Origin of the sequence: Gimesia maris, assembly GCF_008298035.1 — a bacterium.
GTDB lineage: Bacteria > Planctomycetota > Planctomycetia > Planctomycetales > Planctomycetaceae > Gimesia > Gimesia maris.
This window is the reverse complement of record NZ_CP042910.1, coordinates 2670546-2696338: the sequence shown is the minus strand read 5'-3', so window position 1 is coordinate 2696338 and position 25793 is coordinate 2670546. Positions and strand designations below refer to the sequence as shown.

At 50.3% G+C, this 25793-nt stretch carries 15 protein-coding genes; 4 read left to right on the top strand and 11 right to left on the bottom strand.

Annotated features, from left to right (window positions below; genetic code table 11):
* Positions 1–508 precede the first annotated feature (508 nt).
* Positions 509–1462 (top strand): hypothetical protein, encoded by a 954-nt coding sequence (locus tag GmarT_RS09970; RefSeq protein WP_002649032.1) that lies wholly within the window; start codon positions 509–511, stop codon positions 1460–1462.
* A 118-nt stretch (positions 1463–1580) separates the two neighbouring features.
* Here GmarT_RS09970 and pckA read toward each other — a convergent pair whose 3' ends face one another.
* From pckA to GmarT_RS09945, 5 genes are all read right to left on the bottom strand, one after another.
* Positions 1581–3167 carry a phosphoenolpyruvate carboxykinase (ATP) gene (gene pckA / locus GmarT_RS09965; protein ID WP_044240109.1) on the bottom strand — a complete coding sequence of 529 codons (1587 nt, stop codon included), beginning with the start codon at positions 3165–3167 and terminating at the stop codon, positions 1581–1583.
* Between the two features lie 182 nt (positions 3168–3349).
* Positions 3350–4351, bottom strand: coding sequence for an NAD-dependent epimerase/dehydratase family protein (locus GmarT_RS09960; protein WP_002649034.1), 1002 nt, complete (start codon positions 4349–4351; stop codon positions 3350–3352).
* Positions 4348–6012 (bottom strand): fatty acid CoA ligase family protein, encoded by a 1665-nt coding sequence (locus GmarT_RS09955; RefSeq protein WP_002649035.1) that lies wholly within the window; start codon positions 6010–6012, stop codon positions 4348–4350. The genes GmarT_RS09960 and GmarT_RS09955 overlap by 4 nt, the downstream gene beginning before the upstream one ends.
* 40 nt (positions 6013–6052) lie before the next feature.
* The gene (locus GmarT_RS09950; protein ID WP_002649036.1) at positions 6053–6874 is read right to left on the bottom strand and encodes a formylmethanofuran dehydrogenase subunit C; all 822 of its coding nucleotides are present in this window, start codon (positions 6872–6874) and stop codon (positions 6053–6055) included.
* A gap of 17 nt (positions 6875–6891) precedes the next feature.
* On the bottom strand, positions 6892–7692 hold the full coding sequence (locus tag GmarT_RS09945; protein WP_002649037.1) for a hypothetical protein: 801 nt from the start codon (positions 7690–7692) through the stop codon (positions 6892–6894).
* A gap of 254 nt (positions 7693–7946) precedes the next feature.
* On the opposite strand from GmarT_RS09945, the gene GmarT_RS09940 reads away from it, so the two are divergent.
* Together GmarT_RS09940 and GmarT_RS09935 are read left to right on the top strand one after the other, a co-directional pair.
* The gene (locus tag GmarT_RS09940) at positions 7947–10025 is read left to right on the top strand and encodes a HEAT repeat domain-containing protein (RefSeq protein ID WP_149302603.1); all 2079 of its coding nucleotides are present in this window, start codon (positions 7947–7949) and stop codon (positions 10023–10025) included.
* A 304-nt stretch (positions 10026–10329) separates the two neighbouring features.
* Positions 10330–11619, top strand: a complete 1290-nt coding sequence (locus GmarT_RS09935) for a GNAT family N-acetyltransferase (protein WP_149302601.1) — start codon at positions 10330–10332, stop codon at positions 11617–11619.
* Positions 11620–11729: 110 nt separating this feature from the next.
* On the opposite strand, the gene GmarT_RS09930 is transcribed toward GmarT_RS09935, so the two are convergent.
* The 3 genes from GmarT_RS09930 to GmarT_RS09920 form a co-directional block, all read right to left on the bottom strand.
* Positions 11730–13292: a PP2C family protein-serine/threonine phosphatase gene (locus tag GmarT_RS09930; protein WP_002649803.1), complete on the bottom strand. Its 1563-nt coding sequence runs from the start codon at positions 13290–13292 to the stop codon at positions 11730–11732.
* A 198-nt stretch (positions 13293–13490) separates the two neighbouring features.
* Positions 13491–15062 (bottom strand): dicarboxylate/amino acid:cation symporter, encoded by a 1572-nt coding sequence (locus GmarT_RS09925; RefSeq protein ID WP_052301304.1) that lies wholly within the window; start codon positions 15060–15062, stop codon positions 13491–13493.
* A gap of 154 nt (positions 15063–15216) precedes the next feature.
* Positions 15217–16416 carry a Gfo/Idh/MocA family protein gene (locus GmarT_RS09920; protein ID WP_187782356.1) on the bottom strand — a complete coding sequence of 400 codons (1200 nt, stop codon included), beginning with the start codon at positions 16414–16416 and terminating at the stop codon, positions 15217–15219.
* Between the two features lie 392 nt (positions 16417–16808).
* Here GmarT_RS09920 and GmarT_RS09915 point away from each other — a divergent pair, with 392 nt between their 5' ends.
* Positions 16809–17309 (top strand): hypothetical protein, encoded by a 501-nt coding sequence (locus GmarT_RS09915; protein ID WP_149302598.1) that lies wholly within the window; start codon positions 16809–16811, stop codon positions 17307–17309.
* A 101-nt stretch (positions 17310–17410) separates the two neighbouring features.
* Here the strand turns inward: GmarT_RS09915 and GmarT_RS09910 are convergent, their stop codons facing one another.
* From GmarT_RS09910 to GmarT_RS09900, 3 genes are read right to left on the bottom strand one after another with little or no spacing between them, the layout of a single operon-like run.
* The gene (locus tag GmarT_RS09910) at positions 17411–18583 is read right to left on the bottom strand and encodes a class I SAM-dependent methyltransferase (RefSeq protein ID WP_002648731.1); all 1173 of its coding nucleotides are present in this window, start codon (positions 18581–18583) and stop codon (positions 17411–17413) included.
* A gap of 8 nt (positions 18584–18591) precedes the next feature.
* Entirely contained in the window at positions 18592–22107 is a 3516-nt protein-coding gene (locus tag GmarT_RS09905) for a UvrD-helicase domain-containing protein (protein WP_002648732.1), read from the bottom strand.
* Positions 22108–22119: 12 nt separating this feature from the next.
* Positions 22120–25497, bottom strand: a complete 3378-nt coding sequence (locus GmarT_RS09900) for a PD-(D/E)XK nuclease family protein (protein WP_002648734.1) — start codon at positions 25495–25497, stop codon at positions 22120–22122.
* Positions 25498–25793 lie beyond the last annotated feature (296 nt).

The window sequence follows — 25793 nt, the reverse complement described above, 5'->3', positions numbered from 1 at the left end:
ACAGGTGCTGTTCTGCGAACTGCTTATCTGGAAAAAACCGGCTGTTTTATAGTGATGACTGCGAACAAGTGTCGCGTGTTTCAGTGCACTGTAAACTGAGCACGCGCGCGACCCAGAACAGCGCTTATCTCCTGCGGCGCGCCGGAGTCAAGTACAGTCTGGGCAGTAGTGGTGATTCGTTATTAGACCTGACCGTTTTACCGTATGCACTTTGAGGAGGCTGGCTATAATGAAACTCTCAATTCAGGTCGGATTCATGACTGTGTCCAGTTTTACTGTAGCGTCTCCAGGTCCAATTGGACCGAGTATATTAGATTGACAGGCGTTATGGTTAAATGTGATGCGTTCTAGTATTCTGAATTGTACGAATCCTCTGACGGTTTCCTGTTGTCTGCGACAACCCCGAATTGCATTCGGGGCTACCCGGTTTCGATATAATGAAATTTCCAAAGCAGATTCTGTTTGTCCGGCGTGATCCCGTGATCTTAATTTCCAGAAGGATATTTGAATGTTGATCCATTTGTGTAGCACACGCTTCTGCTATCGCGGTTTACTGATGCTGAACCTGTGCTGTTTCATCGCCAGTCAAAGTCAGGCTGCTCCAGACGGCGATACAGTGATCCGAGCTAAAGCCGGTGATTCGGAAATCGTGATCACTACAACCAATCGCCTGGCGGGCGCCATTCATTCGCTGACCTGGAATGGCAAGGAATTCATCGACAGTTTTGATCATGGCAGACAACTGCAGTCTGCTGCCAGCTTTGACTGTGGTAGACCGGGCGCGTTCTGGGCAGAATGCTTTAATCCCACTGAAGCGGGTTCGCGTTCGGATGGCGTGGGACCCACGTCCTCCAGTAAATTACTCCGTTTACAGGCACGCGACAATGAACTGCATTCGACGACCCAGATGGCGTTCTGGCTCGCGCCGGGACAGAAATCATCCGACAGGCCGGCACTCAATACCAGTGTTCTTTCCGCACATCAGGTTTCCAAGCAGGTTCGCATCGGCTACCAGGGTCTCGATCAGGTGCTCGATTATCGCGTCACGTTCACGATCCCCCAAGGAGAGCATCACAACTATGCCCAGTTTGAAGCACTGACGGGTTATATGCCTGCTGAGTTTGAACAGTTCTGGAAATTTAATCCGCAGACCGGGAAACTGCTGCCTCTGGACGACGGGCCAGGCGAACAGAATGATCCAGTCATCCTGAGCACGCGAGACGGCAAGTACGCGATGGGCGTTTTCTCTCCCGCTCAGCCCTCCCCTGGCTTTGAGCAGGTGGGTTACGGCCGATTTCGTTTCCCAGCTGCAAAAGTGGTGAAATGGAACTGCGTTTTTCGGGTCAAGAATCCAGAGGGAGTCGCCGCCGGCGATTATTCATTCCAGGTGTTGGTTGCTGTCGGTACGCTGGAAGATGTCAGGTCGTCTCTCAAGTCACTGGCGAAAGAAAATACAAAATAAGAATTGAAACGATCATTCGATTCGATTCTTCCCAAACAAGCGTCAGAGTGCTCCCCAGCACGACGATTTCGTATTCCCCTTCGCTTAAAACGAGTTCACCAGTTCAGTCCAGTGAAAATCAGACCCGCGGAGCTGCTGCCAGGACTTCTTCTGAAACACCGGATGCGTATTTCATAAAGTTGTCGTTGAAGGCGGTCGCCAGTTTGATTGCCGTATTTTTATAGGAGTTCTGATCGTCCCAGGAAGAATGCGGTACCAGAATATGATCATCCACGCCGGGGCATTTCGTAATGGTGGCGGTTCCAAAAATGGGATCGACTTCGGTCGGTGCATGCACCAGGGTTCCGGAATGAATGGCATCGATAATCGCCCGCGTGTCTTTCAGGCTGATACGATTTCCCACGCCGTAGGCGCCACCATTCCAGCCGGTATTGACCAGCCAGACGTTGGCGTTGTACTTCCTGATTTTCTCAGCCAGCAGGTCGGCGTATTTCCCCGGATGCCAGACCAGGAACGGCCCGCCAAAACAGGGAGAAAAGGTGGCTTCCGGCTCATCGACACCCATTTCAGTTCCGGCGACTTTCGCTGTATAGCCGCTGATAAAGTGATACATGGCCTGTTCGGGTGTGAGACGACTGACTGGAGGCAAAACGCCAAAGGCATCGCAGGTCAGGAAGATCACATCATTAGGATGGTCTGCCAGGCAGGGAATTTTCGCACTGGGCATATACTCGATCGGATAAGCCCCGCGGGTATTTTGTGTGAAACTGGTGTCATCGAAATCGACATGATGCCGGGCTTCATCATAGACTACGTTTTCCAGAACGGCTCCGTAGCGCAGCGCCTGAAAGATTTCCGGCTCATTTTCCCGCGAGAGATAAATCGCCTTGGCGTAACAGCCCCCTTCGATGTTGAAAATTCCGTTATCTGTCCAGCAATGTTCGTCATCGCCGATCAGGAACCGCTTGGGATCTGCAGAGAGTGTCGTTTTCCCCGTTCCGGACAGACCGAACAATACGGAAGAACGACCCGTCTGGCGATCCGCGGTCGCGGAACAGTGCATCGACAGGATGCCCCGCTTTGGCATCAGGTAATTCATGACCGTGAAGATGCCTTTCTTCATTTCGCCCGCATATTCGGTTCCCAGAATGACGATCTCGCCATCTTCAATGCTGAGGTCCACACTGGTTTTGGAAGTCATACCCGTCGTAAAACGATTCGCAGGAAAGGTACCGGCGTTGTAAATCACATAGTCCGGTTTACCGAAATCTTTCAATTGCTCTTCAGTCGGACGAATCAGCATGTTATGCATGAACAGCGCATGATAGGGGCGCGAACAGATCACGCGGACTTTAATCTGATACTCGGGATCCCAGCCGGCAAAGGCGTCGATCACATACAGGTGCGGGCAGATATTCAGATAATCGGTCGCGCGTTCCCGGTTACAGAAGAACGCATGCTGATCGAGGGGGTAATTCACATCGCCCCACCAGATATCATCGGAGGAATTTTTATGTTTGACAACCCGTTTATCCTTGGGAGAACGCCCTGTTTTCTCACCCGAGTAGGCAATCAATGCACCTGTATCGGAAATCGAAGCACCTGGTTCAAAGCGAATGGCTTCTTCATACAACATTGACGGATCTGGATTGCGCATCACCCAGTCTACGTTGATTCCATGTTCGGACAGATCGAACGACTCCATTTTCCACTCCATTCACATGATTTGAATTCCAGGGCCTGCCAGATCTCTGATCGAGATAGATTAAACTAAAGCCCATTGCACCGCTGTTCGCCGCAAGTTTACTCATTCTCCTGAATTTCACCAAGAGAGATTCCCACCTTTGTGTCCAATTAACTGCAGGATCCAGTCGGGTTCTGACAGAACTAGTGTGCAGCCAGTCGCTGCAATTCAGGCTTCATCCGCCGCATCGCTTCTTCAAAACTGACACAAGGTTCGTAGCCGAAATCATGTCGCGCACGGCTGACATCATAATAGTGGGAACTGCTGAGTTGAGACGCCAGAAAACGGGTCATCGGCGGTTCTCCAGGCAGATGCAGAACCCGGAAAACAAACTCCAGAACGCTGCCGATTCGTTTAGCCGCTTTCGTGGAGATCTGTTTTTTGACAGGCTGCAGTCCCGCTTCAACGAGCAATTGATTGATCCATTCCCACATCAGTACCGGTTCGGGCTCATTGATAAAATACGCCTGACCGCCGACAGGAGAATCGGGAAAGAGTCGTGCCGCTGCCTGGAGATGGGCCGCGGCTGCATTTTCCACGTAGCTCATCGAAATCAGATTGGTTCCTTCTCCTACCTGTCGCAAGCGTCCTGACCTGGCGCGTTGGATCAATCGGGGGATCAGATGATTATCACGAGGCCCCCAGATCAGATGTGGTCTGAGCGCAACTGTAGCGAGTCCGTTTTCACCGTTGGCTTGCAGCACGGCACGTTCGGCCAGCATCTTGGTATGTGGATAATGACAGAGAAAATGTTCGCTGTAAGGCAGGGACTCGGTAGCATTCTCATGGGCAGAACCGTCGTAGACAACACTGGGTGAACTCGTATAAACCAGTCGCGTCACGCCCTGCGATTGACAGGAGGCAATGACATTCAGAGTCCCTCGAGTATTAATGCTGTAAAAGTAGTCCCAATGCCCCCAGATGCCGGAAACAGCGGCTGTATGATAAACGGTCTCGATTCCTTCGCAGGCCCGTTCGACTGTGGTCGCATCACGGATATCGCCTTGAACGGTTTCCACACCCAGTTCTTTCAGCCGCTGATACTCACCACGACAAAGCACGCGTACCGTTTCCCCGGCAGCCACCAGTTGCTCGACGATATACAATCCAAGGAAGCCCCCTCCCCCGGTCACCAGTACATTCATTTGACCTGCTTCTCTGCCCAGGGAGTTAATTTCTCACGAAAGATTTTGACGTTATGCCGGATATCAACGGGCAGAGAACGATGAAACAGAACGGTCTCGATCGATTCCGTTAACGCATTTGCTCTGCCCAATGTCAGTAGTTCGTGTGTGAATTGGTCACGGACTGCCTGATTTTCAGGATAGTCCCCCTGCTCCGGTTCGACAATGATCACCGGTTTCTGATTCGGTTTTGAACCGACCCCGACCAGCGCACTGCGATAGACCCGTGGATGCTGGTTGAAAATCGCTTCACAACAGATTGTGAACATGGCCCCCAGACTGGTCTCCAGCATGTGTGCCTTACGTCCACAGAACCAGAGTTTTCCTTCCGCATCCCGATATCCGACATCTCCCATTCGATGCCAGAACCGATCGCCGTCTGGTATTTTCGCCAGTTGTGTCGCTTCGGGTCGCTGAAAATATTCACGGGTCGCCATCGGCCCCTGTACAATGATTTCACCAATCTCACCGACAGGTAACTCAACGGCGTGTTCGATCGACCTAATCGGTTCATTATGAATCTGGATGATTTTCACCTGGACTCCGGGAAACGGCGTCCCGACACAGGTGCCTGCCCCGGACTGTGTCTGTTCCGATGTTTTCTCCAGGACATCACGACCACAGATCGAAGCCACCGGCAGCGATTCTGTTGCCCCATAAGGGGTATTGATGTCTGTTTCGGAATTCGTAAATGTCTGCCGCATACGCTGGATCACATGCACGGGAACCGGGGCTCCCGCAGATAATACCCGTTTGAGTGAAGGGAGCTGAATCTGATGCTGTTCACAATAGCGGCCAATTCGATTCCACATTGCCGGAGAACCAAACGCCTGTGTTACTCCCTGATCGTTAATCTGTCGGATGATTTTCTCCGGATCAACTTGCGCCGGCTTCGTCGGGTCCATATCGGGAACGACGGTCGTGACACCCATGGCTGAATTGAAGAGTGCAAACAACGGAAAGCCTGGCAGATCCACTTCACCTGGCTGAATCTGGTAGTAATCGCGGAGCAGGTCCACTTGAGACCAGAACATGCCATGCTCGTAAGCCACTCCCTTGGGGGGACCGGTGCTCCCACTTGTAAAGATCACGGCAGCAGGATCGGTAACAGAACGCTGAACTATTTCAAAAGGTTCCCACTCTCCTCCCAGCAGCCATTCATAATCGATACCGGAAGTAAGCACCGGCTTGCCGACCGTCACATTCAGATGTGCCTTGGGAAAAGAACGATGTTTCAGTTTACGGATCAACTGTGCCAGCGGGATCGCCACGAAGCCTTCGGGTTCGACTTCCGCCAGGCAGCGCATGATATTTTTTCTGCCCATGCCTGGATCAATCAGAATGATGACCGCGCCCGCTTTGAATAATGCAAAGGTCAACGCGATAAATTCCAGGCTGGGACGTACCATCAACGCCATTCGCGTTCCGGGTTGCACCCCCAGTTGAATCAGCCCCCGCGCCAGTCGATCACTTTCCTGATCCAGTTGCTGAAACGTGAGACTGCTGTAAGTATAGCGGCCCTGTTTATCCTGCCCTGCAGGAAAGACGACGGCTTTTTGAAAAGGCCAGGCTTGTGCGGACTGTTTTAAACGGTCGGCAATATTTCGTTGTGAATCAGACATAATCAGAAGGAACGCAGGCTGTCAAAAGCGGTCAAACTTTTCACTGGCGGACCAGAACTTCTCCCTTGCCAAGTGTCAAAAAGTCACCGCAGTAGCGACGATATTCTGCATTCAGACAATCCTCTGGGACCGGAAAGCCGACGGATTTTAACTCGCGTAGAAAAAACGACAACCAGGCGGGTCGGTACTGGCAGGAATACTTGAACGTCGGCAGTAACTCGGGTTCAGCGACAGCACCCAATGCAGCAATCGTTCCCCGTCGCATGCCGGCACCGGGACAGGCACCGATTTTCCCAAACGAAAAAATGGAACCGGCAATCATATCAAAACCGGCTGCATCACCTAAATCGCCTCCAACGACAATCACTCCCCGCCGCATGCGATGACCTGCTTCTCTACCGGCATTACCGCGAATCAGAATTGTACCGCCATTCATGCCCCGTTTACTGCCAGGCCAGGCTGCTCCAACCAGATCACCGGCATTCCCTGCGATCTGAATTTCTCCGCCTCGCATTGCAGTCGCCAGGTTATCGGCAACATCTCCTTGAACCTGAATCTGACCGCCGGACATCTCACGGCCCAGATGCATTCCAGCATTTCCCTCAATGCGAATGACACCGGAACTTAACTCAGCGCCAATGGCTTTGACTCGCGAGCAATCTCCGACCCAGACCATCAGATCCGCTTCACTGGCGGATTGTTTCACATCAAAAAAATCAGCGAGAGAAGCCCGTTGATTTCCCTGGAGCACTGGCAGCGCACGTACCTCATCTGCCGAGAGCTGCTGGACCGCTGCATGATTGATCGAATCAACTTCAACCGGGATCGTGAGCGCATGCTTGAGAGTAAAAGTGAAGGCCATGCGGTAGAAATTCTTTATCAACCTGTCCGGGAGGTTTTTCCCATATTGATGAGGCCTTCAATGAATCCGCGTGCAGCCAAATAATCGTTAGGCAGCATGGTTTTGATCTGGCCACGCAGAATACTTTTCATTTTGACGGCTTCGTCATTGATTTCCTGCGACAGACTGGATGTGATGCCGGTGGAATTCTTCAAGGAATAGAGTTCCTGTAGTTTTTGGCGTGATTCAGCGTATTCTGGTCCCATCAGAGATTCAGGCCACGAGATTTCACCTGTTGCCGGATTGAGCTGGCTGGCATTCAGGGTTTCACTATCCTGGGAGGAAGCGGCATTGTAATAGGGGCTCAAACCGGATTCCTGCAGTTTGAGATTCTTTTCCTTTTGTGCTTCAATCGCAGCCTGTTTTTGCTGAGCCAGTTCTTTATCGATTTCCGCCTTTTCGTGAATCGACTCGCGGAGTGCTTTTTGGCGTGCCACATAAGTTTCAGCCAGCTTCTTCTGGTTATCGATATATTTACTGTTAGCTTCCTGATAATTAATCATGGCTTTAGATTGATCGACCTGAGCCTGCCCCTGGGCACGAATCAGAGAGGAGCCATCGTTGTAATAGCCTCCATAATAACCAGGGTAACCACCATAGTAACCGCCACCATAGATACCACGGTAACCGTAAAAAGCAGTGGGGCTGTAGCCGCCACCAAAATTATAAACCGTTTGTCTCGGGAAGAAGGGACCAGCCGCTTGAACCAAAGAACCTGTCGACAACAGGATCGTTAAACATAAACCGGACAGGGTCATCTTGTGCATCACTGGTTTCATCTCTTACCCCTGAGCATAAATTGATAGTGGACCTGACTCTATGAGGGAATTTTTTTCCCTGAAGACAGGCTTCTATGATTTCCTGATGAATCTGATCAGAATTACTTGATTTTTGAACTCAGATCATGATATCTATAATGTAACAGTTTAATGTTCTCCTTTCTATTTCGCCAGTCTTTCTTCTGAAGGTAATATGAATTCTTTACTTTCTGAGAATCTGGTATTCGCAACGATGATTAGCAGGAACTTGACTTATGCGTCAACTACTTACGACAGTGCTTTTTCTGGGCGTCAGTTTATTCACATCAGGAATTGTTTCTGCTCAAGCCCCTGATCTCGCCCCTCTGATAAAAGATCTGGCCAGCGAGAACGAAGAACAGCAGGCGTCAGCCGCGCATCGTCTGGGAGAGTTAGGGCCTTTGTCCAAACCTGCCGTCCCGGCATTGATTGAAGTCGTCAAAGCGGGTTCTGTCTCTGCCCGGAGTGAAGCCATTATAGCTCTCGGAAAAATTGGACCTGCTGCATCAGCTGCTGTACCGGAACTTGCTAAAATATTACGTGGCTATTCCATCATTCTGAAATACAACACATTGCAGGCACTGCGGGGGATTGGTTCTGCTTCGAAACCGGCAGCAAAACAAATCCTGCCACTGCTGGAAAGTAATAATTCCTATCTGAAAATCGCTGCTGCCCGCACCCTCTGGGCCGTTGATCCCGGAAATAAAGAAAACCTGCAACGCATTATTAAAGTCCTTGTTGACAGTCTGCATGTTCCGATTAATGAAATACACTCCAGTGCAGCAGTTGCCCTTGCTGAATTAGGAGCTCCCGCTGTCGAACCTCTTCTGGAACAACTGAAAACAGAGTACAAAGAAAATCACACAGAACAATGTAAGCAAATCTGTGATGTTTTCGCTCACATAGGGGCTCAAGGTGAAGCGGCGATCCCCACATTGATTAAAGCATTGAAAGTAGAAAACCCCGAACTGGTCTGGCATGCTGCCAATGCATTGGGCGCCATCTCTGCCAAACCTGATGAAGTCGTGCCTGCATTAACTCCCCTGTTAAAGAATTCATCCTCCGAAGTGCGGGCCCATGCCGCGATTGCATTAGGAAATTTCGGCAGCGCTGCCAAATCAGCCGTCCCCGAGTTAATCAAACTACTGGCTGATTCGGAACTGAATGTCAAACTGGATGCTGCCTCTGCACTGGGTTCGATTGGACCTGATGCTTCTTCTGCCGTACCAGCACTGGCAAAAGCAATGCAGGACGGCCCAACCGCCTTAACTCTCACCAGCGCCTCTGCCCTGGCATCCATTGGTAAAGCAGCCGTTCCTGAAGTCACTAAACTGTTAAATAAAGACTCTTCTCTCAAACTTCTGGCGATTCACGTTCTGGGTGAAATTGGTACTGAATCGGAAGAATCCATTCCAGAACTGCTGAAACTGACAAAATCAGATGATACGGATATCCGTGAGACCGCCATCGTCAGCCTGGGAGAAATTGGCCCCAAAGCAATCAAAGCAGAACCTGAGCTGATCAAGATTCTGAAAAACAGCACGGGCACAACCAGAAATAAAGCCGTTTATGCGCTTTCGAAAATAGGCAGCAAAAAAGCATTGCCACTCATTAAAAAATACGCTGAGTCAGATTCAGATGATGAACGCTTTCGACTCGTGTGTGCCTGGGCACTCCTGAGAGAAGATCCCACCAACCCAGAAGCTGTGAACGCCGCGTTACCCGGTCTGATCAAGGCACTCTCCGATGAAAACGCGCTGCTCCGCAGAGAGGCAGCCAGTGCCATTGCCTTGTCCGGCCCACTGGCAAAATCTGCTGTTCCCAGTCTGAAAGAAGCGCTCGAGACCGAGCAAGACCAGCGCGTCACCTTTGAAATCATTACGGCCCTGGCAGAAATCGGTCCTCCCGCAGCTGCTGCCATTCCTCTGATCAAACCCTATGTAAACTCTGAAGATATGGTTCTGCGAGTGGTTGCCACGTATGCCCTGGCACGCTTTGGCAAACTCTCTGAGTCGGCTGTTCCCCTGCTGGAAAAAGAACTCAAATTACATAACGAACAGGAAAACGCAGTGACTCTCTGGGCTTTAACAAAAATCGATCCGAGTCCCGCCAGAGCCAAAGCAGCTATTCCGGCCCTGACGGACCTGCTCACAAAACACCCTAACCCGGATGCTCGAGTCGAAGCTGCCATCAGCCTGGGAGAATTTGGAATCAAAACCCCAGAAATCACACAGGCTCTGAAAACTGCAGTGAAAGACAAAGATCCACGCGTGCAGAAAGCGGCTGAAGAAGCATTGAAGAAACTCAACAGCTGAATCCCAGTTGCAGAGGGATGTTGCTTTTCTGCCACCTGAGCAGATTCGGTGTTGCTTTAAGTCAACGCATAATTGCCAGAGTGGAACGGGGCTGACAATGCTCAATACCCAATGTCCTGTTGGTGCCTACGTGAAAGCCGATGGTAGCCAGCAGGTTACATCAAAAGTTTTCTCGGGCTCGCTTCGATAACTCTGAAACGGATCGCTGTCTTCTGGTCTTCCTCATCACTGGCATGATTGTTGCAATTTAGTGCATTTCCTGATGTACTTAATTGTGCCTGTCATTACCGGAACCGGAGTAGCCATGATCACAGTTGCCGAAATCAACGATATCGATCGCCTCGATCATTTTCGACTGGCCTGGCGTGCTCTGCTGGGAAAGACCAAAGGAGCTACGTTTGCTCATTCTCCTGAATGGCTGGAACATTACTGGAACCACTTTGGTCACAACCAGAAACTACGGATTCTGTTTGTGACGCTGGGGAACAAAATCATCGGCATTGTCCCCCTGGTAGTGAAACCAGTGGCTACCAAAATCGGCACCGTGCGCGTTTTGACATACCCACTGGATGGCTGGGGAACATTTTACGGACAGATTGGTTCAAATCCCGCTGCCACCATGGTCACTGCAATGAGACACGTTCATGCTTCCAGGCGTGACTGGGATCTGATCGATTTAAGATATATCGACCAGGAAGGTCATGACCGTCAACGCACCTTGAACTCCTTCAAGTCCGTCGGATTTCAAAGCAATCAGAGTGTCTGGCAGAAAAGCCCTCTGATCAACACCAGTGAAGCAAACTGGGAAGACTATCTGGCTTCGCGCACTGATAAAACTCAACAGCAGATTGCTAAAGCAGATCAACTGTCCCGTAAACAGGGACCGATTGCATTTTATCGTTCGCGACTGGAAGATCCTTCAGCCCCCGGCTGGAACCCACGCTGGGACCTCTGGGCAGAATTCCAAAGGATGAACTTCCTGGATGGAAATCAGCTGAATATCGCTGGAGGTCATTTCTCGCAGAATAAAAAGCTTTCATTCCTGCATGACATCCACGGCCCTGCAGTTCGCTCGGGTACGGCCAGAATAGATGCGCTGTTTGTAAACCATTCGCTGGTTGCCTGTGCCTACGGTCTTCAACACGGCTCTGGAACAGATTATCTTGCTGTAGGCCGCCGCGATACTGCCCCCCGGGAAGTCATCACCACCCTGATAACGCGAATGGTACAACAGTCTATTCAGGATGGAGAACCATCACTCAACCTGGGATTGGTGGGGAACAGACTGTCCGGCATGTGGAGTAACCAGTTGCAGACCAGCTATCGTTGCTCCCATTTCCCGATCACGGCACCACGTTCGCAACTGTTGAGAATGAATCGCTGGATTCAAAAACCGGCACTGCAGCCGATGGGAAAGAAAAAATCGAAAGCAGACTCTGGAATCAACGTCAGCTCTGCACCAAAATTAACACCGCCGGAAAAGCCGGATTCCTGCATTGAAATTGCGGACGACGCACCACAGGACTGGTCTGGGCAGCATAAAGTGCGCAGCGGTTCAACAGAAGACCGTCCCCGTTTTCGGATCGTGGGCTAGATTGTGTCCAGTTTTACTGTAGCGTCTCCGAGGTCATTCGGACCGAGTATAATAGATTGAGAGACGCTATAGTTAAATGTGATGCGATCAAAAAAAAGAACCGCAGCAAATCAGTCTGCATTGCGGGCAAATTTCAGAACCATTAGTGTTCTGTCATCGCCATCATTTCCACCTTCCAGGTGTTTCTGCAGTTTGGCCCAGATCCCCTGCATCACTTCTTCCGCGGTATCTTCGATGTGGTTTTCCAGGACTTTCATAATACCATCCGAACGGAACATCTTGCGTTCACTGCTCATGGCTTCGCTGATGCCGTCACTGAATCCAACAATAATGTCATTGGTACAGATCGGGATTACTGAATAATCATAGTCATTTGACTCAGTCACTCCCAGTAACATTCCGTGGGAAGTCAGGCTGGTGATTTTTCCTTTATGAACCCAGAACGGTGCAGGATGACCGGCGTTGGTATAAGTGAAAGTCCGATTTTTTGTATCGATCACTCCATACATCATGCTCATGAACTGATGCGGCAGTGATGTATGATACAGGGCTGTATTAATCCGACCAATGACAAAGCGTGTATCTTTTGCCTGTTCAATCGGCCCTTCTGTTAATGTTCTCAAAGCACCTCTGACGGATGCCATCACCACCGCTGCAGGAATACTGTCGCCAGAAGCATCACCCAGAGCAAAACAGGTGATGTTGGGTGCCAGGGTGATGAACTCGCATAAGTCCCCTCCCACTTCATGGTGGCTGATCGTCTGCACTGCTGCCTGAAAATCGCGTTCCCGATGAGATTCCTGTGCCAGTTCAGCCGGGAATGATTCCGAGATCACCTTCAGCTCTTTTTTCAGGCGGATTTGATTCTGGCTTTCTCTCAGCAAAACCGCACGCTCTAAGATAGTACTGACCTGGGCACCAATTGATTTCAGGATATGAATATCCCGGTCTTTTAAATGTCGAGCACGCCGGTCAAAAGCCCACAATGTTCCAAACGGTCCGGACTCCGACTGGACGGAGACGCAGACACCTGTCAGACACCCCTCGGGTAACCAGCTGGAAAACGCAGGGTTTTCCTGTCGATTGATGATCAAGGCATCTTTCGCAAACGCCTCAAGGTCTGGTGGGGATTCATTTAATTTTCGGCGATGAAAGGGAATCTCAAAAGCCGTTAAACCATATTGTACACGCAGGGACAACTGGTTTGATTCAGAATTTAACAGAAAGAATCCGGCAGCGCGAAATCCGGTTAACTGCAAAGCTGCTTCCAGCAGTTTCTGTAACGCATCCTGCAACCCTTCCTGTCTGGTTGCTGACAACCCCACATCCACCAGCGTCGTCACTTCCCTGGTCTTCGATTCCAGAGAAGAGTTCATCGTTTCGATTTGAGAAATCAATCCCCCGACCAGTTCAGCAAACTTGATCGCGGTCACAAACAGATGATCGTTTGCTGATTCGTCAGGCAGAGTCAGATAAAGATATCCCAGAGTCCTTTTGCCATCTTCGATGGATTCATACCAGCAGTATTTTTCACTTTGGCACAACTCGGCTTCCAGGGATTTTCGTTCCCCTGGTTTGGCAGGAGTGAATCGCAACGGCCAATCAGTGATTTCCGTAAACTGATCACAAATATTGTGAATCCATTCCAGAGGCTGGGTGATTACCTGTTCCATTTCACCTGATCCAAGACGCCGAAGAAGAAAAAAGCGGTGTTGAAGGCGGATTGCCCTGTTATCTCCTATCGGCAGGCAGTCTTCAGCAGATCAGGCAAGGGGCAGTTTGTAACGGTTGAAAGGATTGCTCATCTGGAAATCTGTGAGAACTGCAGAATCTGTCAGCTTCGATTGAACTCCGAGGACAGATTCGAAATCTTAGCGATACCGTTCAATGATCGCACATCCACAGGAATCACTCCAGACGTTAACGGATGTACGGCACATATCCAGAATTCGGTCGACGGCAATGATCACTCCTTGTGCTTCCAGAGGCAGACCGACCGCCTGGAGTACGATCGCCATCATCACCAGGCCAGCATGAGGAATCCCCGCGGCTCCGATACTGGCCAGCAAGGCGGTCACCGCTACCAGAATCTGCTGCTCTAAAGGCATGACCACACCAGTATAAGCCTGAGCGATAAACATCACCGCCACCGCTTCATAGAGCGCAGTTCCGTCCATGTTAATCGTGGCTCCCAGAGGCAGCACAAAGGAACTGACTTCGTTAGAGATACCCGCATTCTCTTCCACACAACTCATCGTCAGCGGTAGTGTACCGTTGGAAGAAGCCGTCGAGAACGCGGTCATCAGTGCCGGGCTCATCGCGCGTGCGAATTCCAGCGGGGACCGCCGCGCCACAAACTTAAGCAGACATGGCAAAATCACCACCGAGTGGATCAATAAAGCGAAAAAGACGGAAAGCATGTACCAGGACAGAGTCTTAAAGATCTCAATTCCCTGGGAGGAAACCGCATACACCATAAACGCCAGCACGCCAATGGGGGCCAGGCTGATCACGAACATGGTCATCCGCATCATGACTTCAAAGCCGGCCTGAAAGAAATCCGTCATTACTTTCGCGTGTTTGCCACCGACGATAATGATAAAGATGCCAGTCAACATGCTGAATGAGATGATCGAAAGAAATTCTCCCTCACCCAGCGAATGAATAATGTTGGTCGGTATGAGTCGATCCACCATATCCAGAAAAATAGAACCGACCGATTCCGTGCCTGACGAAAGTGATCCACTGCCGCCAGGCAGCTCTGCGCCAATACCAGGTCGGATCAGATTAACCACGAAAATACCGGTACAGATCGCCAACAGGCTCGTACAAAAATAATACAGCAACGTCCGGGAGAACATTGCTCCGAAACGGGTCGCGTTTCCCAGACTGGCAATCCCCGTAATCAGGGAAGTGACAATCAGTGGGATCGTCACCATCTTCAATAAGCGCAGGAACAGATCACCCAGCCATTTGGAGACGCCCATTACAGTTTGTGAAATTCCTGTTCCATATTTTTCGTAAGCTGCTTTCCACTCAGGATACTGTTTTCCCAGTTCTTCACCGCTGTCAGCGGAAATAGAGGTAACCGTTTTTTTCTGATCGACATTCCGGGTATACGTGAGTGTGATTTTCCTGGCTGCATCCACGATATGAATCAGACGCCCGGTCACCTTGACAGATACCGTTTTTTCAGGTTCTCCTGTAACAAACAGGCCTTTCAGTTCCGGAAAACGCTTTAGCAGCTGTTCCCGGTTTGCGAAGTCATACTCCTGTGGATCCTGTTCTGCTGTTTTTTGAACAACCTCAAAGCCACCTGCAACCGGAGTGAGCGTTAAGGTTTGATCTTCAAGAGAGATTTCCCCCGGGTTGAAGATTAAGCCGAGAATCGTTCCCAGGATTAAAGCGATTAGAATCTGAAAATGCAGTGGGATTTTCTTCATGAAACACCAGCTTCCCGCGTCTCGTTTTCGACATGTAAATGAAATCACGACGTATCTTCAGAAATGAAGACGGTAATCTCCTGCAGGCGCGCATCCTGCTAGCAATACTCGTTGTAATAATCAGTTAATGACTGTTTAACAGGCTGGATCCGGATTAACTCCGGGCACTGTCACATTCAAAAGGTAACCAGGCCCCGTTTTCCTGACTGCTGGCAACAGACTGTTGAATGAAAAACATTCCTTCCACGCCGTCATAGACATTCGGATAAATTGTGTTTTTCGGTTCAAAAGGTTGACCGGTAATTCGATTAATCATCGCATCAAAAGCAGATCGGTAAATATTCGCGAATGCTTCGAAAAACGCTTCGGGGTGCCCGGCTGGTAAACGACAGGCAGCTGCCCCCGTTTCGTTCATGAACGGTGCATTCGGGTCGCGTGTATAAATCGAATGTGGCTGACCATTGCGGCGGACAATCATCTGATTAGGCTCTTCCTGTCTCCAGGATAATGCCCCCTTGGTGCCATCAACTTCGATGAACAAATCATTTTCACGACCATGCGAGATCTGGCTGGCAGTCACAGTTCCGAGCGCACCGTTCTGAAAACGAATGACAGCGTGACCATAATCATCCAACTGTCGCCCCGGTGCAAAGATTTTCAAATTACAGGAAATTTCTGCTGGCAACAGACCTGTCATATAGCGTCCCAGATTGTACGCGTGGGTCGCGATATCACCGAAGGCACCCGCTGCACCTGACTTTGCTGGATCGGTTCGCCACGCAGCCTGTTTCTGATCTTCCTGTTCCAGTCGGGATCGTAACCAGCCTTGAATGTAGTTGGATCGGACGGCCTGAATCTCGCCGAATTCCCCATTCAGAATCATCTCGCGAGCCATTCGCACGAGCGGATACCCGGTATAGTTATGACTGACCGCAAATACAACTCCCGATTTTTCCACGAGTGACTTCAGCTCTTCCGCCTGTTTCAGATCGAAGGTCATCGGCTTATCGCAGATGACATTGAAGCCGGCTTCGACAGCCGTTTTCGCGATGGGAAAGTGGGTAAAATTCGGAGTCGCGATACTGATGAAATCGATCCGCTGATCTTCAGGAAGTGCTGACTCTTTTTCAACGAGTTCTTCAATGGAACCATAAGCGCGGTCAGGTTTGATATCATAGGCTGGTGCAGATGCTTTCGCCTTCTCAGGATTGGAAGAAAGTGCCCCGGCAACCAGTTCCGCACGATTATCCAGACAGGCAGCAATGGAATGGACTCGACCGATAAACGAACCTTGTCCCCCACCCACCAGTGCCATCCGCAATTTACGATTCAGCTGACCGTTCATTGTTTCCATAGTTGCATTCCTTCCTCTCGTTGATTCATTCCAGACCCGTGCGTTACAGACGAGTTAGAGTTGAGCTGCGACATGTTGAATCTGATCTGCCCGAAGGACAGTCACTTAAAAGCAGCATACTTTCGCTGGATTGGAATTACAACCAATGGGAATTTCGGGCTATAAGTCTTTAAATTCAGCCTTCTGATCCTCCCCTGACATTCCTTAAATTCGATGAAATCAAGTCTGGCAGGGATTTCGGATCTTGGTTACAATACGTTTGTCAGCCACGATCGATTCGGGTCATTTCATTATCAATTGATCCACTTTGTACTCCCCATCTTGTACAAGGGACAGGCTGTGAATCAATACACTTGAATTCTGAATAAATATAGCACTGGGAGGCATTTGTGGTGAAAAATCAAAATGGAGATCGCCGTTTTCTGTGGCTGACCGTCGGGGTAATCTGCGGTATGTGTTTATCCTACTTCTGGCCACACGAACCAGCCTACGCGGTTGCCACAGACCGGGATGGCGATCGTTTCGCGATCACAACTGTTCCAACTCGTAGCGGGAATGCGGAAGGCGTTTTTGTACTCGACTTCCTCACCGGTCGTCTGCAGGGAGCCGTCCTGAACTCACGAACGGGCAAATTCACTTATGCCTATTTCCGTAATCTCGCTGCTGACTTTGGCGTCGATCCGACAGCCAAACCACATTATGTGATTGTATCCGGTACTGTCAGTCTGCCCGCACAGGGACGGGCCCAGTTTGCTGAAGGTGGATTGTATGTGGGTGAAATGTCATCCGGGAAGGTAATCTGCTATGCATTCTCTTTCGTGTTTAACAATGCTCCGGCTGCACCACAACAGTTAATTCCAGTCGACCAGTTCCAGTTCCGACAGGCACAATAAGCTGTCAGTGATTTTGTTGAACCAACACAAAACAAAAGCGGGATCCACACCAGGACCCCGCTTTTTTTGTAAGTGAATTCGACAGGCTGTGGTTGTGCAGCTTATTCCCGTTCGCAAACCAGAGCACGCGACTTGCCCTGCAGACGGGCGATGATCAGCACACCGGCTTCATCCCCTTTCAGTGACAGCTTTCGACGGAGTGCCTCGATGCCAACCGGTATCCGCCGACATTTGATTTCGAGCTGACCAAAATTGGCGTTTCGAAAATACTTTCGGATTTCACGGTCATTGGTCGAAAGTTCTTCCAGAATCCGAAATCGTCTGAAAAAAGGTGAATCTACGGCATCAGTCGAAGTCAGGTATTCCTCTTCCGGATCCAGGCGACTCAAGCCTGCCTGCGCAGCGGCGACATCCAGTAATCCAGAACGAACCACTGCCGGATCTGGATCATAGACATAGTTGTCCGCATCAGTAATCTCAACAAAGTCATCCATGGGGTGACCGGCAATACTGTCGATCTGCCCGGCTTTGGAAATTGTAGTTGCCCGATATTCGTGCGCGCCCGCCAGGTCTCCAAACCAGATGGTCGCTTCTTTACACTCCCCGTTCAGGCTGATCAGTTCGGCCTCGGTCCCGGGAAACTTGCCGGCGAAATTACTGGCTGGACTGAGTTTGATGGCACCACCTTGAAACTGTGATATCAATTCCTGCAGCGTCTCCAGCCCAGGCAGATAGTCTTCGATGCGAATGACCTTCCCACCTGAATGAGGACGTCGATCCGGATCGATGTGCAGTCTCCCCTGGCGATCCTGTATTTCTTCCAGACGCTGGTTCAGTAAATTGACGGAACTGGAAACCCCATAAACTTCACTGTTCCAGGCTGCGAACTGGCAGAGAACTGGTGAAATATCAACTCCGGTGACGGCCGCATACTCCCCCAGCGCCACCAGGTCGCCGCCCATTCCACAACAGAAATCATATACCATCCCGGAAAACCGGGTCGCTTTATGTTGTGACACCAGTTCCGGTGTTGCCTGCTCCAGACTTTTGCGATCAAACCACATCTGGTCTGCACGGGAAAACTTGGCTCGCCCCCGCTTGCGTAATTCTGCCAGCGTGAGCGCAGCACGAACAGCATCTTCAGCGTAAGTCTTGCGTAACTGTTTCTGCAGATGAAATTCCGAACCAGAGTGTTCGCGAATGATTTCAAAGATTTCAGGTTGTTGATACAACTGCTTAAAACAATCAAGCTCGGAGGGGAACTCACTGGTCATGGAACCGCTTAACTACTTTCTGTCGCCACGAGAGATTGATTGAGGTGAGAAACCGCCAGGGAAAGCCGATTTGAAATCTGAGCAAGTCGCTCTGTATCAAACTTCATTTCTACAAATCGAACCGAATCATGGACCACTGCCAGGCCGACAGAGTCAGGCAGACAGCCAATGAGCTGTTCGACCGCCAGTGTATAGACTCCCAACTGAAATTCATACTCTGAGATCAGTTCTTCATCTGCCAGTTGAGCCAGGCGTGCACCGGTTTTGTAATCGAGGACAACCCAGCGCTGATCGTCCGTCTGATAAACGGCATCAATCATGCCGGTTACTGTCACAGCAGACTCTTTGTCAGAAGTCGCTGGCAAGCGTAGCAGAAATTCCAGTTCCCGATAATGAACGCGTGCCGCTTTCAACGCACTACAGATCTCCGATTCATACCAGGCAGCAATCTGCTGCTGAATCAACGGTTTCAGTTTATCTCCAGCGACCTGGGGTTGATCGAACAGGACGAGTTCCACAATCCGGTCTGACTGTTCAGGCTTTAGTGGATCCAGCCGTTCTATCACAGAGTGTGTTAATGTCCCCAGTTGGGTCGCCTCATCAGCATTCAACAGATCTGCTGTCGACAGCCTCTGGTATTGTGGTTCAGGCAACTCTTGTATTAAGGCATCAGCCACTTCCAGATGTGAAACGCTGAAATGGGATTGCCTGTTTTTTTGAGGGGCGAAGACGGTAAATGTCTCCGGATAACCTCCTGGAGATCCCTGTTCAAGTGCTGCCCAGAACTGACTGGGTTTCAGCTCTTTAATTTTCTTCGCTGGTTTCGTTGCAGTTTGAGGTCGATTCAGATGCACGCGAATTTCCGGAATCTGATCTTGTTGAACATTTCCCATGGTAAAATGACCCAGATAAGGATCCAAAGTCGGCAACCCCGTTGAAAGATCAAAGTGCCGCGACAGCAGTTTCATCCATGGGGACTGTACCCTGCGATCATAGGGCAATCCGGCAGAGAGGATCAGGTAATCTGCTGCGCGGGTCACTGCAACGTACAACAGTCTGACAGTCTCGTCTTCATCGGCGTTCTGCTCGATCGCACGATGCATTTTAAATGCGAAGTTCTCCGGAGTTACCCCCCGCTCTGCTGGCAAATTCAGGAGTGCCCCCCATTCCGGATGCAGAAATGGATCCTTAGAAGCTCCCTGTGAGCGGCGATCCATGTCGGCAACAATCACGACTGGGAATTCCAGCCCTTTGGACTGATGGATGGTCATCAGACGAATGACGTCGCTGGTTTCAGGTAAAGTCGCCGCCAGCTCTTCCTTACTCTCTTCCAGAATCGAATCCCGAATTCGCTGGACAAAATCCTTCAGAGTAAACAGGCCCGATGCTTCGAAATTGCGAGCCAGCTCAATCAGTTTTCTCAGGTTGGCCAGTTTGCGGTCACCCAGAAATTCATTGAGCAAAGCCGCGTCATAACCGGTTCGCTCCAGAGCCAGATTTAATAACTCAACCAGAGACAATCGGTCTTTTTTTGTCCGCAGCTCTTGAAGTACAGCCTGGGCATAGCGTACCTGGCGTTTCTGCTCGGGACGCACATGATCTGGCGGGGCGACCTGCATTGCTGCCGTCAGGCTTTCTGCGTGGCGTGTGATGGCATAAATCGTATCATCAGACAGACTGAAGAACGGTGAACGCAACAGTCCCAGCAGGCTTAACTCATCATCGCTGCTATCCAGGTACTGACATAGATTACTCAGATCGTAAATTTCCTGTTGTGCGTAAAAAGCACGACCCCCTACGAGATAATAATCCAGATTATGCTCCTGCAATGCTTTTTCATACAGGCTGACACTCGACAGTGAACGAAACAGAATGCAGATATCTCCGGGTTCCACCCGCCTCAATTCGCGTTCGCCGCTCTGCGGATTTTTGGACCAGATGCGGGGAGTCTCATCTTCGAGCAATTGACGAATCCGAGCCGCAATCCAGTCTGCTTCGGTTTCACGGATTGCGTCGGCCAGCTTGATATCCGGGTCATCAGGCGAGGCAAACAGGAATTCAATGCCCGGCGTGGGTGAGTGCTGTTGCTGGTCGAACGGCGTCAACGATTCGTAATAATGTGCCATCGCTGACGCAAACAGACAGTTCGTAAAATTCAGTATCGCGGGTTGGCTTCGAAAATTGGTACTTAACGGAAGCCGCCCCTTTTCTGGAATCTCCTGTCGGAGCTGATGAAATACTTCCGGGTCGGCCCTTCGGAACCGATAAATGGATTGCTTGGCATCCCCCACCAGAAACAGTTTCCCGGTTAAAAGTTCTTTCCCGCACAACGCGCGAACAATTTCACTCTGTACAGGATCGGTATCCTGAAACTCATCTACCATCAGATAATGAATGCCGGCAGCAGCCCTTTGTCGGGCATTTGGATCGCGGCGGAACAGATCCCGAGTCTGCAGCAACAGATCATCAAAGTCCAACAGCCCTTTTTCTGCTTTACTCTCCTGGTAGCATTTCGCGGCATATTCAGACACTCTTAACACCACCAGACTGAATTCTGCCGCCGCGAGGAATCCAGCAGGATCGGGAGACAGTGTTTCATAAACTGGTTTCAATGTTTCACGTAATTCTTTGAATCCGTCACGGATCTGCTCATAAATGCTGACATCATCCCAGTCCTTTTTGGTGCCTCCCCCTTGAATTTTGGCATGATCTATCAGTGTGCCCAGTAATTCACCTCGCATCTGAGGAGCGCCGTCTATCAGCTCAGGAATACGTGATTTGAGCGTCTGAAACCGTTGACGCAGTTTCGGATTGCTCGGTTCATGCGAATTCATCAGCCTTAATAAATGCAGCGTCGCGTCTGACTCAGCAATCTCCGCAAGTTGCATAGGTATATAATTTTGTTCCCAGAAATCGCGCATCCGTCCCGCCAGCTGTTCTGGAGTCAGTTCGCGGAACTCATCAAATTCAAGACGAAACTGCTGGGGAACCAGGGAAATCAACAGTTCATAGGTTTTCTCCAGACCAAAGCGATATACCATCTGGATGCAATCGGCATTTTCCTGTTTCAGCAGTTCATGGACTGCTTCATGCACGACCTTCCGCAAAAATGTGTCACTGGTCCCCTGCTCCAGCAGACCAAAATGCGGATCAAGCCGGGCACTGACGGCATGGCTCCGCAGAATTGAAGTACAAAAAGAATGAATCGTACTGATCCGTGCCGAATCCAGACCGCGAATCACCGCCTGCCAGTGATTCACTTCTTCCGGCGGACAGTTCTTCAACTGATCCAGACAGGTTTCACGAATCCGGTCCCGCATTTCCCGGGCCGCACGTTCCGTAAACGTAATCGCGACGATATGGCTGAGTCGGTCGGGGGGGGCTCCCGGCTCAATCAGTTTTAAAAACCGTTGTGTCAACACAAACGTCTTCCCACAACCCGCACCTGCTGACAGCGCAATGGAGACATCACGCGTATTGATGGCAGCGGCCTGTTGATCGGTATAAGTGGGTTGTTTCGACATGCTCTCTCGTGATCAGTTTTGTGATTGTTCGGTAGCGGAATCGGGGGCGGTATCAGCAAACTGCAACAGATTAATCTGTTTTCCCAGGCTGTCTCGATAGCTCTCCACCTGGGAAGCACGACAGACCGATTGAAACGCCTGGTCGAGATGAGCGATTTTTTCATCCACCTGCACGGGGAAAAAACCACTCCGAATGAACGCTGCCAGATGCGGAACCAGGCCTTCCAGCGTCACTTCCAGAACCTCCAGATCCTCAGGCGAGATGGGTTCGATCATTCTCTTGCGAGCAGAATGCAAAGGCATGACAAAACCAGACTCCTGGATCTTCCAGTACCCCAGATGGAAGGGTTCCGCATCGGCGTCAATCATCCCCAGTCGACGAGCGGCTATCAGATACAAGGCCAGCTGCAGCTTCTTACCAGTTCGGATTTCCGTCGAAGAGGGGACGCTCCGCCCGGTCTTGTAATCAATAATGTTGAAATATTTCTGACCGTTAATGGTCCCCACGTCAATCCGGTCAATCTGCCCTCGAACGCGCGTTTCACGCGTACCGGTTCCCAGCGTCAGATGCTGATACTGTCTTTGTGACGGGTCTGGCTCCCCAGGCACTTTTCCAAAGGGGACCTCCCGGCCGACGATCGCGGGAACCGTATCCCACAGTTCCTCAAACAGTTGACCATAAGTTACTGACTGTTCTGCAAACAGTCCTCCCCAGTCCTTCAGGATCTGTTTCTCAATCGACAGCAATACCTGTTGCAGTTTGGATTCAACATCAGAATCCGAGACTCGTTTTTCCAGTAATTCAAGAAACAGTGGTTCAACCTGATCTGCTTCATACAACTGTGTGTTATCACCTTCTGAACCGAGCTGCTCATACAAGCGGGTCAGAATACTGTGGACGTGAATTCCCCGCTGCAGAAAATTGGTTCTTAATTCAGGTGGCTCAGGTACCTCAATCCCCAGTACATTCTGTACAAAAAACTGAAAGGGACAAGCCAGATACAACTCCAGTTGAGTAGTACTGAATTCGTAGTCCTGCGGGAATCGCTCATGGATGGCCTGTCGAGTCGCAGCGGAGACCATGATCCCTTCATATTCGGTAAAGCCTTCCTGCTCAAACCTGGCTACTGCCATTTCCACAGCTGAAAGTATATTCCGGGCAGTGGCCTGGAACCCCGGTTCTTCCAGAATTTGCAAAAACAGTCCTGGCTGATCCCGTTTCAATTCATCAATTGCCAGAATGCGAAGATCACGTGCCGACATCGCCTGCTCCCGACGAGGCAGTGGATTCAATTCTCCCACCTGTCTAACCGAAAGTGCCCCTGGTTCAAACAGATCCATTAATGCAGTCAGATACGGACTGGCAAATAAGGGCTGTCCTGTAGAGCTGATGGCAGGATAACTCAGAATGAGCCGTTTTGAAAATCGCGTCATCACCTCATAAAACAACAGCATTTCTTCCTGCTGTTGATTAGCGTGACGCTTCAATGAGAGTCCGTACTCATTTAATTCCCCACGGTCTTTTTCACTGTAAAGACAATCCTCCCGATGGCTGCGGGGGAAACTGGCTTCACTGAGCCCTCCTACCAGCAGATAAGGGACACTCAGATTTCTCAATTGAGACGCATCCAGAACCTGAACCCGCCCCGTTTCTTCCGTTTGTAATGCGAGAGTCTGCTGTTCCAGGAGATCCAGCAGTAAACTCCGAAACGTGAGTAAATCCAGGGGAGCGGCTTCCCGCTGATGAAACTGCTCAATCTGGTCTACTTCAGCGACAGCATGAAACAGGAGTTTCTGAAACCGTTCCCAGACCAGTTGATCGCGTTGATCGAGAGCCTCTGTTCCGGGCTCCTCGCTGGACCAGGCTTTGGGCAAGCCAAATTCATTCGCCAGCGAGATCAGTATTTCAATCCACGTCACAAACAGTTCTTTGCCGCGCAATTTTTGAGTTTCACTGGAAAGTCGCTTTGCGAGATGATACGCAGACTCCATTTCCAGCAGTATCGCCTGTCGCTTCGGCTGATCAGGGTAACGGGTACAAAGCTCGTTTGCTTTCCGGTATTCCTTTTCCAGAGCGTTCAAAATATCGGTTTTACCGGAATCGATCTTCAGCTCTCGTAAGATCCGGGAAAGGCAACGCACAGCAGTCCCCGATTTGTATTCGGGCCAGTCTGGTGAAAAATAATTCGAATCCAGAATGGACATCAGACTGTCGAACGACCAGTTATCCAGCTCAATCTGCAGGAAGGTAAATATGGCCCTGATCACGGGAAACCGGGAAAACTCCTGTTCCTGCCCGAGGAAATAAGGAATCCCGGCTGCGGACAGGGTTTCGTGGATCAGGTCGCCGTATTCCAGCGTCGATCGGAATACCAGCGAAATCTCTTCCGGTGGAACTCCCTGCAGCAGTAACTGCTTGATTTCAACTGCCAGTACTTCCAGTTCATTCCGTTGACCGGCGACCGCTAGAACCTTGATTTGTTCTGCAGACGGAGATGGTTTAATCCCTCTAGGATTATCAAATAACGCTTCACAGATCTGAGACCGGGAAGATGCAGGCGCATCACGCTCGCAGGCAACGCAGTGAATCGTTCCCGGCAGTCTGTTTTCAAGAACCTGCCTGGCGACCACAGATTTCGCAAATAAATCCTGGCGTCGTAAATTATTTTCCAGTGGAAGTGAAATCAACAGCCTGCTGGTTCTGGCCGCCAGCAGTTCCAGGATCTCGTACTGTGTATGAGTAAAATCAGCGAAACCATCCAGTACGATCAGATCAAACTGGCCGAAAGGGCCCCACATTCCTTCCTGCAACGCAGTCCGGGCAGACCAGAATCTTCCCTCAGAGTCATAACGTCGCATTTCATGTAATGCGACTTGATATCGATCATAGATTAATGCCAGTTCCTGATCTTTCTGGCGGGAATCTGTTTTTAAACGGCCACATGCCTCGGAAAACTGTTCCGGCCAGATCTCTTCCCGTTTTAATTCAGAAATAAAATGCGAGATCAGATCCAGAAAACCGGTCGTGCCCGCGATGGAACTGAAATACTGAATCTGACCTGCAGCTACCAGGTCGTCCACAATACTCCTGAGCAGGTAGCGTTTGGAGATTTCTGGCAGGGTCTGAACAGGCTGATCGAGCGACTGTAAAATTGTCTCGGCAAAAGCCTCGAAGGTAAATACATGAGGAGCAAAACACACCGGCATTTCCGGGCTGAGTAACTGATCCAGAACCTGCCTGCGTGAACGGACGGTAGGGGAAAGCCAGAGGGTTTTACCGGGAACATGCCGTTTCAGGCCTTCCTGCAACGCACTGCGATATTCATCCAGTAAGCGATCCGTTTTACCGGAACCGGCTATACCTGTCAAAATTTGAACTTCAGGCTGCATGGTAGGTGTTGCCCGGTTTTAAAGCAGAAATATTAATCATCCCCCTGGTGGAAACCCCATTTTTACAATGGTGTCCTCAATTCTCAGATGCATCTGGTCTGAAATGACTAGCAGAGATACAAAAACAGCCCCCGTGCAATGTATCCGGCGGGACCTCAGAATTCAATTTCAGAATGATTTTCAGAAGAAACCGGTTTTAAACTCTCAGTTTAGGGAGCAAATCTTGCCACTGCTTTACAGATCGCCTACACTTATAGAAAAGGAAAGGAAGCTCTCACGAGTTTCGACACCAGACA